Source organism: Aquimarina sp. AU119 (assembly GCF_900312735.1).
Lineage (GTDB): Bacteria > Bacteroidota > Bacteroidia > Flavobacteriales > Flavobacteriaceae > Aquimarina > Aquimarina algiphila.
Genome location: NZ_OMPF01000021.1, coordinates 132,828 through 148,738, shown reverse-complemented (window position 1 = coordinate 148,738; position 15,911 = coordinate 132,828). Strand labels below are relative to the sequence as shown.

At 31.3% G+C, this 15,911-nt stretch carries 15 protein-coding genes; 7 read left to right on the top strand and 8 right to left on the bottom strand.

What is annotated here, in order from left to right:
- Positions 1 to 85 precede the first annotated feature (85 nt).
- The 3 genes from ftsY (at position 86) to DK442_RS17290 (ending at position 4,495) form a co-directional block, all read left to right on the top strand.
- On the top strand, positions 86 to 1,039 hold the full coding sequence (gene ftsY / locus DK442_RS17300) for a signal recognition particle-docking protein FtsY (RefSeq protein WP_109437156.1): 954 nt from the start codon (positions 86 to 88) through the stop codon (positions 1,037 to 1,039).
- A 140-nt stretch (positions 1,040 to 1,179) separates the two neighbouring features.
- Positions 1,180 to 2,784 (top strand): carboxypeptidase-like regulatory domain-containing protein, encoded by a 1,605-nt coding sequence (locus DK442_RS17295; protein ID WP_109437155.1) that lies wholly within the window; start codon positions 1,180 to 1,182, stop codon positions 2,782 to 2,784.
- Between the two features lie 34 nt (positions 2,785 to 2,818).
- On the top strand, positions 2,819 to 4,495 hold the full coding sequence (locus tag DK442_RS17290) for an amidase family protein (RefSeq protein WP_109437154.1): 1,677 nt from the start codon (positions 2,819 to 2,821) through the stop codon (positions 4,493 to 4,495).
- Between the two features lie 261 nt (positions 4,496 to 4,756).
- On the opposite strand, the gene DK442_RS17285 is transcribed toward DK442_RS17290, so the two are convergent.
- Positions 4,757 to 5,434 (bottom strand): hypothetical protein, encoded by a 678-nt coding sequence (locus tag DK442_RS17285; protein ID WP_160114236.1) that lies wholly within the window; start codon positions 5,432 to 5,434, stop codon positions 4,757 to 4,759.
- Positions 5,435 to 5,544: 110 nt separating this feature from the next.
- Between DK442_RS17285 and DK442_RS17280 the strand changes: the two genes are divergently transcribed.
- From DK442_RS17280 to DK442_RS17270, 3 genes are read left to right on the top strand one after another with little or no spacing between them, the layout of a single operon-like run.
- On the top strand, positions 5,545 to 6,063 hold the full coding sequence (locus tag DK442_RS17280; RefSeq protein WP_200825128.1) for an RNA polymerase sigma factor: 519 nt from the start codon (positions 5,545 to 5,547) through the stop codon (positions 6,061 to 6,063).
- A gap of 54 nt (positions 6,064 to 6,117) precedes the next feature.
- Entirely contained in the window at positions 6,118 to 7,038 is a 921-nt protein-coding gene (locus DK442_RS17275) for a FecR family protein (protein ID WP_109437151.1), read from the top strand.
- Positions 7,039 to 7,075: 37 nt separating this feature from the next.
- Positions 7,076 to 9,517: a TonB-dependent receptor plug domain-containing protein gene (locus DK442_RS17270; RefSeq protein WP_109437150.1), complete on the top strand. Its 2,442-nt coding sequence runs from the start codon at positions 7,076 to 7,078 to the stop codon at positions 9,515 to 9,517.
- 9 nt (positions 9,518 to 9,526) lie between these two features.
- Here DK442_RS17270 and DK442_RS17265 read toward each other — a convergent pair whose 3' ends face one another.
- A complete protein-coding gene (locus tag DK442_RS17265) occupies positions 9,527 to 10,639 on the bottom strand; it encodes a serine hydrolase (RefSeq protein WP_109437149.1) in 1,113 nt (370 codons plus the stop codon).
- Positions 10,640 to 10,777: 138 nt separating this feature from the next.
- Between DK442_RS17265 and rimO the strand changes: the two genes are divergently transcribed.
- Positions 10,778 to 12,079: a 30S ribosomal protein S12 methylthiotransferase RimO gene (rimO, locus tag DK442_RS17260; protein WP_109437148.1), complete on the top strand. Its 1,302-nt coding sequence runs from the start codon at positions 10,778 to 10,780 to the stop codon at positions 12,077 to 12,079.
- A gap of 175 nt (positions 12,080 to 12,254) precedes the next feature.
- Here the strand turns inward: rimO and DK442_RS28270 are convergent, their stop codons facing one another.
- From DK442_RS28270 to DK442_RS17240, 6 genes are all read right to left on the bottom strand, one after another.
- Positions 12,255 to 12,431 (bottom strand): hypothetical protein, encoded by a 177-nt coding sequence (locus tag DK442_RS28270; RefSeq protein ID WP_160114235.1) that lies wholly within the window; start codon positions 12,429 to 12,431, stop codon positions 12,255 to 12,257.
- 48 nt (positions 12,432 to 12,479) lie between these two features.
- Positions 12,480 to 12,659, bottom strand: coding sequence for a hypothetical protein (locus DK442_RS17255; protein ID WP_109437147.1), 180 nt, complete (start codon positions 12,657 to 12,659; stop codon positions 12,480 to 12,482).
- A 36-nt stretch (positions 12,660 to 12,695) separates the two neighbouring features.
- Positions 12,696 to 12,866: a hypothetical protein gene (locus DK442_RS28265; RefSeq protein WP_160114234.1), complete on the bottom strand. Its 171-nt coding sequence runs from the start codon at positions 12,864 to 12,866 to the stop codon at positions 12,696 to 12,698.
- A gap of 599 nt (positions 12,867 to 13,465) precedes the next feature.
- On the bottom strand, positions 13,466 to 14,095 hold the full coding sequence (locus tag DK442_RS17250; RefSeq protein ID WP_109437146.1) for an NAD(P)H-dependent oxidoreductase: 630 nt from the start codon (positions 14,093 to 14,095) through the stop codon (positions 13,466 to 13,468).
- 11 nt (positions 14,096 to 14,106) lie between these two features.
- On the bottom strand, positions 14,107 to 14,820 hold the full coding sequence (locus tag DK442_RS17245) for a pirin family protein (protein WP_109437145.1): 714 nt from the start codon (positions 14,818 to 14,820) through the stop codon (positions 14,107 to 14,109).
- Between the two features lie 113 nt (positions 14,821 to 14,933).
- Positions 14,934 to 15,797, bottom strand: coding sequence for a helix-turn-helix transcriptional regulator (locus DK442_RS17240; protein WP_109437144.1), 864 nt, complete (start codon positions 15,795 to 15,797; stop codon positions 14,934 to 14,936).
- Between the last annotated feature and the right edge of the window lie 114 nt (positions 15,798 to 15,911).

Here is a 15,911-nt window from a genome sequence, read left to right as displayed (position 1 = left end):
ATTGAAATGGCTCTTTCTTTTTATATTTAAAGAATGTAACTAACTATTTTAGTTTTTTTAATTTTTAGCATATTGAATAGTACAGATGGGGCTTTTTAAAAATATATTTTCTTCAGAGAAAAAGGAAACACTTGATAAAGGATTAGAGAAATCTAAAACTAATTTTTTTTCTAAATTAAGTAAAGCAGTAGCAGGTAAATCCAAGGTTGATGACGATGTACTGGATGATTTAGAAGAAATATTAGTCACAAGTGATGTTGGTGTGAAAACCACCATTAAGATTATAGAACGTATAGAAAACCGTGTGTCAAAGGATAAATATCTGGGAACAGATGAATTAAATAAAATCCTTAGAGAGGAAATTGCGGGTTTACTTTCTGAAACCAATGTAGGAGAAGCGACCGATTTTGAGATTCCAAAGGATAATAAACCCTATGTTTTAATGGTTGTTGGGGTAAATGGAGTTGGTAAAACCACTACAATAGGAAAATTAGCTTATCAGTTAAAGAATAAAGGGTTAAAAGTTGTATTAGGAGCAGCTGATACCTTTAGAGCGGCGGCTATCGATCAGTTACAAGTATGGGCAGATCGAGTAGATGTTCCTATAGTTAAGCAAGATATGGGGAGTGATCCGGCTTCTGTGGCTTTTGATACATTAGAATCGGGAGTGAATCAAGATGCAGATGTGATTATAATTGATACAGCAGGTAGATTACATAATAAAATCAATTTGATGAACGAGTTGACAAAAGTGAAACGAGTAATGCAGAAAGTGATAGGAAATGCTCCTCATGACGTATTATTGGTTTTAGATGGTTCTACTGGTCAAAATGCTTTTGAACAAGCAAAACAGTTTACAGCTGCTACAGAGGTAACTTCGTTAGCAGTTACCAAATTAGACGGAACAGCCAAAGGCGGAGTAGTGATTGGTATAAGTGATCAATTTCAAATTCCTGTTAAGTATATAGGTGTTGGAGAGGGTATTGAAGATCTTCAGGTATTTAATAAATATGAATTTGTAGATTCGTTCTTTAAATAAGAAAAAGAAACTGTTATAATATAGTTAAAAAGGCACCTTGATATAATCAAGGTGCCTTTTTTTATTGATTTTTATATAAGAATAATATACAAGCAAAAATTGATTGGATTGTAAACCTTACCCATATAACGGTTTTAATAATGATATTTAAGAAAGCTCTTTTTTTTGTCATAACTATTTTTTGTTGTTGTTTACAGAGAATTAACGCTCAGAATCAGTTTGATCAAGATCAATTCTTTTGTCGAATATTAGATGAAGATTCAAAAACTCCGATATTTTATGCTACTGTTAAGTTGCTGGGAACAAATAGAGGAGTGATTGCAGATGATGAAGGTCAATTTAGACTCCCTTCAACTTTGGATGTTTCTGGAAAAATAAGTCTATCTTCTATAGGATATAGAACTAAAGAAATAGTAATAGGGAAACTTCTTAGCAAACAGATTAATATTATTTATTTAAAACCCAATGTTGAAGAATTAGATGCTGTTACATTGGTTTCGGGAAGAAAGAAAAAACGTCGGTTTACTGCCAGGCAAATCATAAAAAAAGCATTACAAAATATTGTTCTAAATTATCCTAAAAAGCCATTTTCATATATAGCTTATTATCGTGATTATCAGCAGCCTGTAGATGATTCTTATAGAGTGTTATCCAATCAAAAAAAAAGCACTCAATATATTAATTTAAATGAAAGTATAATTGAGGTATTTGATGCTGGATTCGGTACAGATTATTTAACTAATAAACAAAATCAAACACTGCTTTATAGCTATCACAGAAATGAGACTTTTGCTCAAGATAGTGCATTAGCTATCCCTTATGATAATGTAAAAGAAAAATACCTGGAAAGTGTTATTATTTCTCCTTTAGGAGGAAATGAATTAAATGTCTTGAATATTACCAATGCAATACGGAATCATGATAGGATGTCTTTCTCCTTTATAGATGTTTTGGATGTAGATTTTTTGAAGAATCATTTTTTTAGCTTGCAAGGTATCCGTTACCTTGATGATACCCCGATCTATGAAATTAATTTTGTGGCAGAAGACGCGGCTTCTGGAGCACTACATTTTGCAAAAGGGAAAATTTTTATTGCTAAGGAGAATTTTGCAATTCATAAACTTAATTATGAAGTATTTAAACAGAAAAAAAAGAATGCATTATATAGAGTCGCATTAGAGTATGCTCCTATAAAAGGAAAAATGTACCTTAATTATATAACATTCAATAATAAATTTCAGGTCAATACTGATTATTATTTTAGGATAGAAAATATTTTCTTAGATCTTGATAATATGTTTTTTGATGTGTATTTCAACAGAAAATTAGATAAAAAAACAATAACTCCTATTTCAAATAAGTTTAAAATAACATATACTTCTAAAGAACATAAGGTTCGTATTAAGGATGTTTTAACCTTTGATGATCATTTAAGGATTGTAATAGATCAAGAACAATTATTTTCTATACCCGATTTTAACTTTAAAAACTTTTCTGAAGATATTAAGTTAAAAATTAGAAATATCAGTGATATTGATGGAAATGTAATAAACGAAATTCCTAAAGTAACCTTAAATCAATATAGAGAGATATTTGTACAAGAGATTTTTCCCGGAAAAAAGATAAAGGATACTACGAAAACAATGAATAAGTATGCTCCATTATCTACGTCTGAGATTAATCTTTTTAAAGATAAAGATAAGTATTGGGTAAATACTCCGTTAAAAAAGCACACAGGTCATTAATTAAGAGAATTTTTAAATTTAAAATCTACTTTTCATGAAAAACGTAATTATACTTCTTCTTTTTGTTGTTTCTGTTTTTGTTTCCTGTAAAAAGGAAAAGGATACAAAACCACAAGAAGAGAAACAACCCAGGGTAGTTTGGCAATCCTATGATGAAACCAAAGATCTGGAAGCAACTCAATCACTTGAGCAGGCCAGGATGCATTTAAAATTGGTGAATTCTAAAGTATTAGATAAAAATGACATTTGGAAGAGTTTAGAGTCCGAATTAGATTTTTTCTCTGAAGAAAAATATAAGAGTTTAAAGCAATTTATCCTGGAAAAAGATATACCTACAATTCAACAAAACATAAAAGATAATAGACTTACGTATGAAGAGTTAACTCTTTTCTATATCTACCGCATTAGAAAATACGAAAGTGATAATGCTTTGTCATTAAATTCGGTGATAGCTCTCAATCCAAAGGTGGTCGATCTTGCTCGAGAATTAGATAAAGTTGATAAAGCGAGTATTGATGTAAATTCTGTTTTTGGGATGCCTATTCTGCTTAAGGATAATATCAACACAGAAGATATAGCTACCACAGCAGGAGCAATAGCGCTGCAGCATAATAATACTAAAAACGCTTTTATAACAGAGAAGTTAATTGCGAAAAATGCGTTAATTCTTGGTAAAGCTAATCTTAGTGAATGGGCATATTTTTTATGTTCAGGATGTCCAGTTGGTTATAGCGCAGTGGGTGGACAAACTCTTAATCCATACGGGAGAATGATTTTTGAAACCGGAGGATCTAGTTCGGGTAGCGGAGTTACAGTAGCAGCAAATTTTTGCGTCGCAGCTATAGGAACGGAGACTAGCGGGTCTATTTTATCTCCATCTAGTCAAAATTCTGTAGTTGGGCTTAAACCAACCATTGGAGTATTAAGTAGAACAGGAATAGTGCCTATTTCGAGTACTTTGGATACTCCTGGTCCTATGACCAAAAGTGTGATTGATAATGCAATTGTACTCAATGCAATTATTGGTAAGGATAACAATGACGCACCTTCTATAGCTACAGATATAAATTTTGTAAACTTAATTAATGATGTGAGTTTAAAAGAAAAGCGTTTTGGTATTATAAAAGACCTTTTAGAAGATTCGATATACAAAATAGCAACAGAAAAAATAGAGAAAGCAGGAGGTGTGCTTATTGAAATTGAACCAGAACAAGTTCAATTACCAGGTTTCCTAAGCATTTTGAATATTGATATGAAAAACGATCTTCCAGAATATATTAAAACACAGGCTGGGGATGAAGTTGAGATAAAAAATATCGAAGATGCGATTGCTTTCAATAATAAAGATACGTTGATACGTATTCCATATGGGCAACAATTATTTGAGGGTATAATAACAGATAGCACTACAGTTGAAGAATTAAATGAGATTAAGGAGAGGTTAAAAACGGCTGCGCGTACATATTTTGATGTTCACATAAATAAACATCAATTAGATGCAATACTCTCCATTAATAATTATCATGCGGGATATGCCGCTGTTGCCAAATATCCGGCTCTTACAGTACCTATGGGATATTCAGCCAAAGGAGAACCAAAAGGGCTTACGTTTATTGCCGAACCTTTTTCTGAAGGTAAATTATTGCAATTGGGTCATGCGTACGAAAAAGTTACAAAAGAACGTAAGATGCCTGTTTCATACATTGAATAAAATATAAAAATCCCCTCTTTTTTTTACAAAAGAGGGGTGTTGGGTTTTAATTGTTGAGGTCAAACGTCAAATAGATCATAAAAATGCAATACGCTATTAAGAAAGCCCCGCTTAACAGCAATCCAAGTTTTGACGCCTGTTTAGGTAATTTTGACATAGGTTTTGGTTTGTAGAGTAAGATGATTATGGGTTTTAATTTATTTGTATGATATTAAGTGATTTTTTTGTGTTATTAACGAGTATAAAATAAATGATAATGATTTAATTACATCTATTTCTAAGTACATCATCAAAAGTGTTTTCTAATTCTCCAAGACTGCTAACCCTTAAGACAGCACCATCAGAAATAAGAACAGTCATAGGAAAATCCAGGTTAACAAAATCATTTCGATTTAGCCCGTCTATAAAATCATAAAAGTCCTTATCATTTTCAAAATCCACTTTAAGTATTAATTCATTTTGTGAATCAAAACCAGAAGCAGAAAGTGGGTATTCAAAATCAATACAAGCGATACTATCGTTTTGACCATTACAATTGTTTACCTGTCCTTGTAGTTGTGTATCATCATTAACTACAATTTCTGTAAAGTCATTAAATATTAGAGTTATTGGAAAACTAAACACTATTGGATCAGTATCATTAAAAAGTCCTTGGTTGGCTGCAATGTCGTCTATAGTGTTATAATTTATTACTTGACTATTTGCAGTAATCGTGAACGGAAATTTTATACTAAAACAACTTGCTTTATCAATAGAGTCATCTACAGAACCGTCATTAGTTACGGCACGTAAAATCAACCCAGCTATTTTAGAATCTGAACTAAGGTATTGATTATTTGTGTCTTGTAATAATTCATCTGATTCACTTCTACAAGATGTGATGAACATGGTAATACCCCATGTTAAAAGAAATAGAATTGAACTGGTTTTTGTATTCATAAGCTGCAATCTTTTCAAATATAAGATTATACTATTATAACAACTAAATATTAAAAATCCCTTTTTTATTTTAGTTTTTTCTAAATTTAAACCCAAGAAACTTTATAAAAATGCCAAAAGAGCTGCAAGAAGATGTCTGCGAAGAAAAGATGTTTTCTAAGATCTATACGAAATATTCAAAAGATTTATACAACTATCTATATTATAAATATGGTGAGTCACTGAGTCCTAATGATAAAATGCAAGATGCTTTTATTAAGTTATTAGATAACTGTAAAAAAGTTACTCCCTCTAAAGCAAAAGCTTTTGTTTTCAGTGTTGCAAAAAATATGATGCTTAATGAGATAAAACATCAAAAAGTAGTGCTACGACACAGAGAGAATAAACCAAAAGAATATACAAATGAGTCACCAGAGTTTATTATAGAAGAAAAGGAGTTTTTGAAAAAGTATCAGATTGCATTGAGCAGGTTAACAGAAGATCAGCGAGTCGCTTTTTTATTAAATAAAGTAGAAGGGAAAAAACATATCGAAATAGCAGAAATGCTTGGTGTAACGCGTAAGGCAGTGGAGAATAGAATCTATACAGCATATAAAAAATTAAAAAGCGAAATAGAAGGTTTTAAATAATTGTAAAGGAAAAAGAAACATTAAGTTGTTTTATATATAGAAGGGTGTAAAAAAATGAATAAAGAATATCTCATAGAAAAATGGTTGATTGGGGAATTGACCAAAGAAGAGCTGGAAGCATTCAAAAAATTGGATGATTATGATATGCATATCAAAATCATGGAAGGAGCCAAAAACTTTAAAGCTTCTGAAGTTTCTGAAGTAGCAGATTTGGATAGCTTCTATGCAAAGCTGGATCAACAAAAAACACCTGCTGTCGAACATAATACTTGGTATAAACCATTTCTTAAGATCGCAGCAGCTTTTGCAATATTAGTAGGTATAGGGTCGCTTTTCTTCCTAAACTCTAATACAAATATAGAGACAATGATCAGTGAGAAGATTTCTGTAGAATTGCCAGATGCTTCTACTGCAATGTTAAATTCAAAGTCAGAAATAACATTTAATAAAAATGACTGGACTACTAAAAGAGAAGTAATTCTCGAAGGAGAAGCTTTTTTTAAAGTAGCTAAAGGATCAAAATTTGATGTGATTACAGATGCAGGTAAAGTGAGTGTGCTAGGTACACAATTTAATGTCAAGAATCGTGAAGGGTATTTTGAAGTACAATGCTTTGAAGGATTGGTTAATGTGAAATATAAAAATCATATAAAGAAATTACCGGCAGGTAAAACTTTTAAAGTTGTAAAAGGAATGATAACTTCTGATACTACATTAAATCAACAGCCAGAATGGATGAGTAATGTAAGTAGTTTTAAGAGTGTTCCTTTTTATGTGGTAATTAATGAGTTCGAAAGACAATATGATGTTGTTTTTTCGTTAGAGAATATAGATACTTCGCGTATATTTACGGGAGGTTTTGTGCATACAAATTTAGAAGAAGGCTTAAAATCAATAACATTACCCCTAGATCTTAACTATACCCTTGACTCAACCAATAACATCAAACTATTTAAAGACAAGCCAAAAAAGTAACATATTATTACGGCTTTTTTTTGCATTTTTTGCGTTCTTGTCTTATAGCCAGAATTCAAATGATAAGATATTATTAGTCGATATTATTTCTGATCTTGAAAACCGTTTCGAATATAAATTTACTTATGCAGATGATACGATAGAAAATATTTATGTATCAAAACCAAAAAGAAATATTTCGATTGAACAAATTCTAGAATTTCTAAAGAAAGAAACAAGTTTGAAGTTTAGTAAACTTGCAAATAACTTTATTTCTATTAATAAAAAAAATGTGTCTTTTGTTATTTGTGGAAAATTAGAAGACAAACGTACAGGACTTCCTCTCGAAAGTGCAACTATTCAAGGAAAAAAGAACTCATCGATAAGTAAAGAAGATGGAAGCTTTGAATTAGAGATTTCAAACCCACGTGAAACTATCTTAATAGGGCATTTAGGGTATAGAACGATATATCGGTTGGCTGATTCTTTTAGGCCAAATGAGTGTGCTCCCATTTTTATGAATCCAAAAATAGAAACATTATCAGAAGTTATACTTAATGATTATATCACCAAGGGAATTGATAAATCTGCAGATGGTAGTTTGCAAATCGATTATAATAATTTTGATATTCTTCCCGGACTTATAGAAACAGATGTTTTACAAACAGTACAGGCATTACCTGGAATTCATAGTGCAGATGAGACAGTGTCTAATATTAATATAAGAGGAGGAACTCATGACCAAAATTTAATTCTTTGGGACGGCATAAAAATGTATCAATCTGGTCATTTTTTCGGGTTGATATCTGCTTTTAACCCAAGGCTTACCAAGAAAGCTGTGCTTTTAAAAAATGGAACAAATGCAGAATATACAGATGGAGTGTCGGGAACAATCATAATGAATACAGATGAGAATGTTAATGATGATTTCAATATGAGTGTTGGATTAAATATGATTAATGCAGATGCTTTTATGGATATCCCCATAGGAAAAAAATCTTCATTACAAATAGCCGGAAGAAAATCGATAAGCGATGTTGTAGAAAGCCCTACATATGAAGAGTATTTTAAGAGAATTTCTCAGGATAGTGAGCTAACACCTGAAAATGAAAACATAATATTTGATTTTTATGATGTTGGTTTACGGTGGAATTATAATATTTCTGATAATGATAACCTAAGAGTTAATTTTTTGGCCATAAATAATGAATTAGTATTTACAGAAAATATTAATACTAATACTATAGAAGAATCCCGTCAAAGTAGTTTAATGCAAAATAGTTTTGCAGGAGGAGTTTGGTACGAGAGGAGTTGGAGTGAAACATTTAAGTCTGTTCTTCAGGTATATGAAACAGACTATTTACTTAAAGCCGTCAATGCAAACTTTCAGGATGGACAACGATTTTTGCAAGAAAATATAGTCTCAGAAACAGGAGCAAAATTAAAAACATATTATGATTTTAATGAAGCTATAACACTTCTCAATGGATATCAATTTATAGAAACAGGAGTCTCTACTTTAAATGATATAGATGAACCGCCGTTTAGAATAAAAGAGAATAGAGTAATAAGAACGCATAGCACTTTTTCTCAATTATATTATAAATCTAAATCAACCAAAGTAAATGTTGGAGTACGATATAATTTTAATGAGAAATTTGATAGCCACATTATTGAACCAAGATTGTCGTTTAACCAAAAATTTCTTAAATATTTTAATGTAGAAGTATTAGGGGAGTTTAAACATCAAAACATTTCTCAATTAATAAATGAACAAAATGATTTTTTGGGAATAGAAAAAAGAAAATGGATACTGTCTGAAGAAGAAGAAATACCGATTATAAAAAGTAAGCAAGCATCTTTAGGATTGTATTATAATAGAAAAGGGTTGTTGATGAGTATAGAGGGGTATTATAAAACAGTAGAAGGGATAAAAGCCAAAGGACAGAGGTTTCGTAATGAATTTGAGTTAGAAGACGCTATCGGCGAATACACCATAATTGGAGTTGATTTTTTAATTAATAAAAGATTTAATGATATTAATACATGGATGAGTTATTCTCATGCTCAGAACAATTACATTTTTACCGCCTTTAGCGATGAAGAGTTTCCTAACAATATAGATATACGACATTCTTTAGCAGTAGGAGCATCATATACAATTAATAATTTAAAAATATCAACTGGGGTAAATTGGAATTCTGGGTTACCTACCACCAAGCCAATAGCAGACAACCCTATATCAGGTGATGATATTAACTTTGAAAAAATAAATAGTAGTAGGTTGGATGAATATTTAAGGTTAGATATTTCGGCAACCTATGATTTTAAAATAGCTAAAGGAGTTTTAGCCCATACAGGGGTATCTGTTTGGAACCTTACAAATAGTCAAAATGTAATCAATAAATATTACAGAATTGATCAGAATAATGCACTTCAGGAAGAAAACGAATTCCCTTTAGGGCTAACACCAAATGTAACGTTTAGAGTGTCTTTTTAAAAAAAAGGATTAATTTATTAATGCATTGATTCTCTCCCATAAATCATTATCAAAACTAGAAGGTCCTAATAGTGCTTCCCCAGTATCATTACCCATTCTAACTACTACAAGGTTTTGACTAGGAACTATATATAGTTTTTGATCATTTTTGCCAAGACCTGCAATTAGATCATCTGGCGCTTCTGGTATTAATTCACTCATAAATAATATTTCAAATGCGGGAGCTCTGAAGCTTGGTTTTCCGTTTAACCACCATAAATAGCCATAGGATTGATTTAATGCCTGTGATGTGGTTGTCATTTCCGAAAAATAATTCGTGTCATTAAGGACCTCAGTAGAATCCCATGCTCCTTTATTTAGGTTCAATAATCCAAAACGTGCCATGCTTAGTGCTGTACTATAGTAAATGTTAGAGAAACCAAGTTTTATCCAACTACCATCCATACCGATTTTATTTTTTACTTTTGTATCAAAGTATACATTATAGTCTTGATTAGAAGCCTTTGAAATGATATCGGTGACCAAGGTATAAGTAGCATTGTGATAATACCAAAAATTGTCAGGAGCATTGAGGTAAGTTAAACAGTCAGGATCAGTGCAATTTTGATTAGTAATAGTATAATCCAAACCGGTTGTCATGGTTAGGTGACTTCTTATTGTGATAGCATCCTCCTGCTCTTTAGAGATATTTGCCCATCCAGAACCTAGGTAGTTAGCAGATGGTTCATCAATGTCTAGTAGGTTTTCTTCTTGCGCAATTCCAGCGGTAAATGCCGTGAGCGTTTTTCCCACAGAATACCAAGGGTTAATATCAGTTGCAGTAGATCCGTTGAAATATTTTTCTATAACTATTTTTCCGTTTTTTAGAATAATAAATGCTTTCGTTCCTTTTGCTTCGAGAAAATCATATAGAGGTTGTTCTTTATTAGTATTCCATCCAAGTTCTTGAACTGATAGTGTTTCCCAAATAGCAGAATCTATTGGTGGAAAATACAGAGTATTGTTATTTGTAGTATCTGTAATAATAGTTTCATCAGAGGTTTGATCTATAGATTCATTATCAGAGCATGAAGCGTTCATCAACAATGTGATAGCTATACTATATATAACAACCTTTTTCATAGACTGAGGTTTTACAGATTTAGACTCTTTAATTTACAAAAGGTTTAATAAAGAGAAGAGGTAACATTCAGAGTTATTGGATTTATAGGGTGATCTTTAGTTAATCCTCGTATCTTTGCAGACCTTTATCCAGAATATATGAGAACAAAGACATTAAAGAAGAATAAAATCAATGTAGTCACATTAGGTTGTAGTAAGAATGTATATGACAGCGAAGTGCTGATGGGACAATTGCGCGCAAACAACAAAGAGGTGGTTCATGAAGAGGAGGGTAATATTGTTGTAATTAATACTTGTGGTTTTATTGCAAATGCAAAAGAAGAGTCTGTAAATACTATTTTGGAGTATGTGCAAAAGAAGGAGCAGGGTACAGTTGATAAGGTTTTTGTAACTGGATGTTTATCCGAGAGATACAAACCAGATTTAGAAGAAGAAATTCCAGATGTGGATAAATATTTTGGTACAACCGAACTTCCAGGCTTATTAAAAGCTTTAGGAGCAGATTATAAGCATGAATTAATTGGAGAGCGTTTAACCACGACACCAAAGAATTATGCGTACCTTAAAATTGCTGAAGGATGTGATCGTCCATGTTCATTTTGTGCAATCCCTTTGATGCGAGGAGGTCATAAATCAACACCAATTGAAGAGCTTGTAACCGAAGCAGAAAAATTAGCTACCGACGGAGTCAAAGAATTGGTTCTTATTGCTCAGGATTTGACATATTATGGTTTGGATCTTTATAAAGAAAGAAAACTAGCAGATTTACTAAAAGCATTGGTAAAGGTAGATGGTATTGAATGGATACGTTTGCATTATGCATTCCCAACTGGATTTCCTATGGAAGTACTTAAGGTAATGAAAGAAGAACCAAAAGTATGTAACTATATTGATATCCCGCTTCAACATATTGCTGATCCAATATTAAAATCGATGCGACGAGGGACAACTAAAGCAAAAACAACTAAGTTACTTAAGGAGTTTAGAAATGCAGTTCCAGAAATGACAATTCGAACCACACTTATTGTTGGATATCCAGGAGAAACACAAGAGGATTTTGAGACATTAAGAGATTGGGTAAAAGAAATGCGTTTTGAACGTTTAGGGTGTTTTACATATTCACATGAAGAAAATACACATGCCTTTAATCTTGAAGATGATGTTCCTGAGGAAATAAAGATGGATCGTGCAAATGAAATTATGGAAATTCAATCTCAAATTTCATGGGAATTGAATCAACAAAAAATTGGTAATGAATACAAAATAGTTATCGATCGTAAAGAAGGGAATTATTTTGTAGGTAGAACCGAATTTGATTCTCCAGATGTGGATAATGAAGTATTGGTTGATGCATCCAAACACTATCTTAAAACAGGAGAATTTACGACAGTCAAAATATATGAAGCAGAAGATTTTGATTTGTATGGAGAACCTATCTAGTAAACAATCTAACTTCTTTAAGTAGATATATAATACAACTTAATTCTAATACAAAAAGAAGCCCATTTGGGCTTCTTTTCTTTAAATAGCAGGCTCTTTTTTTATGTTTTTGGCTAACTCTAAATTGTTAAGAGAACTATTTTTTAAAAAAGAGAAATATTGATCTCTTTTTGTCTTAATTATTTAGACCGTGGTCGCTTTCAACATAGGTGTCAATAATTTTTCCAGGCTCAACATCAGGGGTTTCCTGTGGAGTGTTTTCTGTGGTAGCAATACTTTCTTCAAATGATTCTGCTTCGCAAGAACATAAGATAGTAATAACTGAAAGTAGAAATAATGATTTTTTGATCATCGTTATAAATTTTATTTTGTTGGGCAAATTTGTGGTAAAACAAAAAGTTTAGTTGTTTAAGCCACCATCATTTTCAATATAAGTGTCAATAATTTTTCCTGGTTCAACATCAGGAGTTTCCTGTGGAGTGTTTTCTATAGTTGCAATGCTTTCATCAAACGATTCTGCTTCACATGAAAATAAAGTAGTAACAATAGCAAGTAGAAATAGTGATTTTTTGATCATCATTATAAATTTTATTTTGTTAGGTAAATTTGTGGCAAATTATTCTTTAATAGTTCCATCATTAGGATTAGTAATTTCTGGATTTGAATCTCCTGGAGGTACTTCTTCTGTATTATTTTCCTGAGTTGGGATTGATGAATCAAATGATTCTGCTTCACATGAAAATAAGATTACAACAACAGCTAGTAGAAATGGTAATTTTTTGATCATTATTTAAAATTTTATTTTGTTCTTTTTATTTTGTTCGTTTAAATCGGCGGCAAATGTATTTAAAAAAACAACACAAAATCTTAAAGTTTCGCTAATGAATTTCCTGCGAAAAAAGGAGGGCGAAAAAAGTGAATTGAAGTATTTTTAATTGAATTAAGGCGAACGTTTTGAATTATTCAATACTCTAAAGGAAGAAGGTGATTATTCTTCAAATTTTGAATCATTTTATTGAAAAATAACCATCTTAATTATTGGTTAAAAAAAGCATTATGTTAACAATATGGTAATATTAGAAGTGATTTTTATAGTATTTTTATGAATAATTCATTAAAAAATATGATTTTCGTGTTTTTCTTTAATTTTTATAAGTAAATACGATAACCTTCTTAGAGATTTGAATGATAAAAAAATGATCTGATAATTTTTAGAGTTTTAAAACGTAATAATTGCACTTTTTTTTAGAATTAGCAATTAAAATTGTGCCTAAAAAAGACTTGTAATTTAGATGTTTTAAAATAGGTTTAAATAAGAAATAGGGTTTGTAATATAAAGAGGTCTAAATTTTTCACATATAGACCTCCTTACTTTACTTTGATATTTTATAATACCTGAAATAATTCTGAAATAGGTTTGCGTACTTTTTTACTATCTTTAGTTATATCCTCATCAGATCGATATCCAATTGTAGCAATTACTGATGCAGACAAACCTTTTTCTGATAATCCCAAAATGGTATCATATTCGTCGGGTTCAAAACCTTCCATAGGACATGCATCTATTTTTAGCTCTGCACAGGCGGCTAACAAATTACCCAAACCTATATATGTTTGTCTTGCTGTCCAGTTCTTAATGGCATCATCATTTAATTCTCCAATTTTTGACTTCATAAAGTCTCCATATCCTTCTAGATCTTCAATGTTAAGGTTTTGGGTATCTGCTTTTAATTTTAAATAACTATCAATGGTTTCTGCCCCTACTTTAGTATGATTACAAAAAACAACCAAGTATGATGCATCGACTATTTGGGATTGTCCCCAAGATACAGGTTGTAGTTGTTTGCGTAATTCTGGATTTTCTATAATTAAAACAGTATACGGTTGTAACCCATAAGATGAGGCAGATAACGAAATCGCTTCCTTGATTTTTTCGAGATCAGTTTCAGAAATTTTCTGTGTTGGATCAAATTTTTTGGTGGCATATCGCCATTTTAGGTTTTGTATTAATTCCATTATTAATGATTTTAAATTGACATTGGTACTTCCATTAGTAATATTTTGGATTCACTATCTGCGATAACATTAATTTTAGTAGTATCCCAGACACCAAATCCATCTCTTTTGTTTAGGCTTTGTCCTTCTATATTCATATCTCCTTCAAGTATGAATGCGTATACTCCATTATTAGGATTCTTTAATTCATAGGATATAGAATTTCCTTTTTCGAACTTTCCTATGTGAAACCAGGCATTCTGATGAATCCAAACTCCAGAATCTTCAGAGTTAGGAGAGAGGACTTGTAATAATTGGTTTTTTAATTCACTTTCTTGCAAAGTAATTTGATCATAACGCGGTACTACATTTTTTTGATTAGGAATTATCCAGATTTGTAGAAATTTTACGGGAGCATCATTATTTTTATTGTACTCACTATGAAAAATTCCGGTACCGGCACTCATTATTTGTATATCACCTTGTTTTATAACCGTAGTATTGCCCATACTATCTTTATGTTCTAGATCTCCTTCTAATGGAATAGAGATAATTTCCATATTATCATGTGGATGTTTACCAAATCCCATTCCCGCCGACACTACATCATCATTTAATACCCTTAAAGCACCAAAATTCATTCTTTCGGGGTTATAATAGTTGGCAAAACTAAAAGAGTGATTAGAGTGTAACCATCCGTGATCTGCTTTTCCTCTGGTATCTGCTTTATGCACAATAGTTTTCATTTTATATCCTTTCTTTTATATGGTATTTCTTTATTACACTACAAAATTGATATTTTTTAAGTCTAAAAAGAATATAAGAATACGAGGTAGTCATATCAAAATCCGATATTGGATTACTTTTTAAATTGAGAAGGTGAGATTCCTGTACATTTTTTGAAAAAATTACTAAAATTGGATGGCTCAGAGAACCCAAGTGCATATGCAATTTCTTTAGTAGTATGATCAGAAAAGAATAACATGCGCTTTGCGGCAATTGTGATACGTGATTGGAGATATTCTTTTGCTGTTCTACCGATCAAAGATTTTACAGTTCGATTAAGATGATCAGGTGTGACGTGTAATGCTTCTGCATATTGATGAACCAAATGCCATTCTGAAAAATGATTTTCAACTAAGGTCTTGTAATCCTTTAATATTGTGGATCCAGCATGAATCTGTTGGATGTTTTTTTGATCCAGATCACAAATATTATTACAGGATATGAGGAATAATTTAAGTAATGCTCCCAAAGCATGATATTTAAATTTTGTATGAGAGCGTAGAGTACTATAGATTTGATCACAGTACATATTTAATAGGTCTACCTGTTCAGAATTTAAAGGTAAAGGTGGTGATTTTCCATAATCTGTAAAAAGATTAATATCTTCAATAAAATGATAGTCAATATTATTTTCGGTTAGAAATTGCCTGGAGAATGTAATTACCCAACCATAAGATTTATGTTCTTCGATGACCTGATGAACTTGTCCGGGACTTATAAAAAATACCTGGTGATTCTCCAGGTCATAGGTTGTAAAATCTATGATATGTTTTCCTTTAGCTTTTTTTATAAAGAGTATAGTATAGAAATGATGACGATGAGGTTCATCTAGTTTGCCTTTGTTTGCCTCATACATACCTTCTGTTTTCTTAATATCAAAAGTCATTTGATCATTTGATCGATCTACAAACTCATAAGTTTTAATGGACGAAGGCATAAAATTGATTAAGCAAACTAGGCTATTGATTTTTTCTCAATCTAAATATAGCTATTTAAGATTGATAATTGTTGGTAAAATATACTCTGCCATTATCTTTTCTGGTTGCCATAA

What these genes read in the sequence shown, in the direction of transcription:
- ftsY (WP_109437156.1), top strand. Translation starts at nt 86, where the DNA reads ATGGGGCTTTTTAAAAATATATTTTCTTCAGAGAAAAAGGAAACACTT.
- DK442_RS17295 (WP_109437155.1), top strand. Translation starts at nt 1,180, where the DNA reads ATGATATTTAAGAAAGCTCTTTTTTTTGTCATAACTATTTTTTGTTGT.
- DK442_RS17290 (WP_109437154.1), top strand. Translation starts at nt 2,819, where the DNA reads ATGAAAAACGTAATTATACTTCTTCTTTTTGTTGTTTCTGTTTTTGTT.
- DK442_RS17285 (WP_160114236.1), bottom strand. Translation starts at nt 5,434, where the DNA reads ATGAATACAAAAACCAGTTCAATTCTATTTCTTTTAACATGGGGTATT.
- DK442_RS17280 (WP_200825128.1), top strand. Translation starts at nt 5,545, where the DNA reads ATGCCAAAAGAGCTGCAAGAAGATGTCTGCGAAGAAAAGATGTTTTCT.
- DK442_RS17275 (WP_109437151.1), top strand. Translation starts at nt 6,118, where the DNA reads ATGAATAAAGAATATCTCATAGAAAAATGGTTGATTGGGGAATTGACC.
- DK442_RS17265 (WP_109437149.1), bottom strand. Translation starts at nt 10,639, where the DNA reads ATGAAAAAGGTTGTTATATATAGTATAGCTATCACATTGTTGATGAAC.
- rimO (WP_109437148.1), top strand. Translation starts at nt 10,778, where the DNA reads ATGAGAACAAAGACATTAAAGAAGAATAAAATCAATGTAGTCACATTA.
- DK442_RS28270 (WP_160114235.1), bottom strand. Translation starts at nt 12,431, where the DNA reads ATGATCAAAAAATCATTATTTCTACTTTCAGTTATTACTATCTTATGT.
- DK442_RS17255 (WP_109437147.1), bottom strand. Translation starts at nt 12,659, where the DNA reads ATGATGATCAAAAAATCACTATTTCTACTTGCTATTGTTACTACTTTA.
- DK442_RS28265 (WP_160114234.1), bottom strand. Translation starts at nt 12,866, where the DNA reads ATGATCAAAAAATTACCATTTCTACTAGCTGTTGTTGTAATCTTATTT.
- DK442_RS17250 (WP_109437146.1), bottom strand. Translation starts at nt 14,095, where the DNA reads ATGGAATTAATACAAAACCTAAAATGGCGATATGCCACCAAAAAATTT.
- DK442_RS17245 (WP_109437145.1), bottom strand. Translation starts at nt 14,820, where the DNA reads ATGAAAACTATTGTGCATAAAGCAGATACCAGAGGAAAAGCAGATCAC.
- DK442_RS17240 (WP_109437144.1), bottom strand. Translation starts at nt 15,797, where the DNA reads ATGCCTTCGTCCATTAAAACTTATGAGTTTGTAGATCGATCAAATGAT.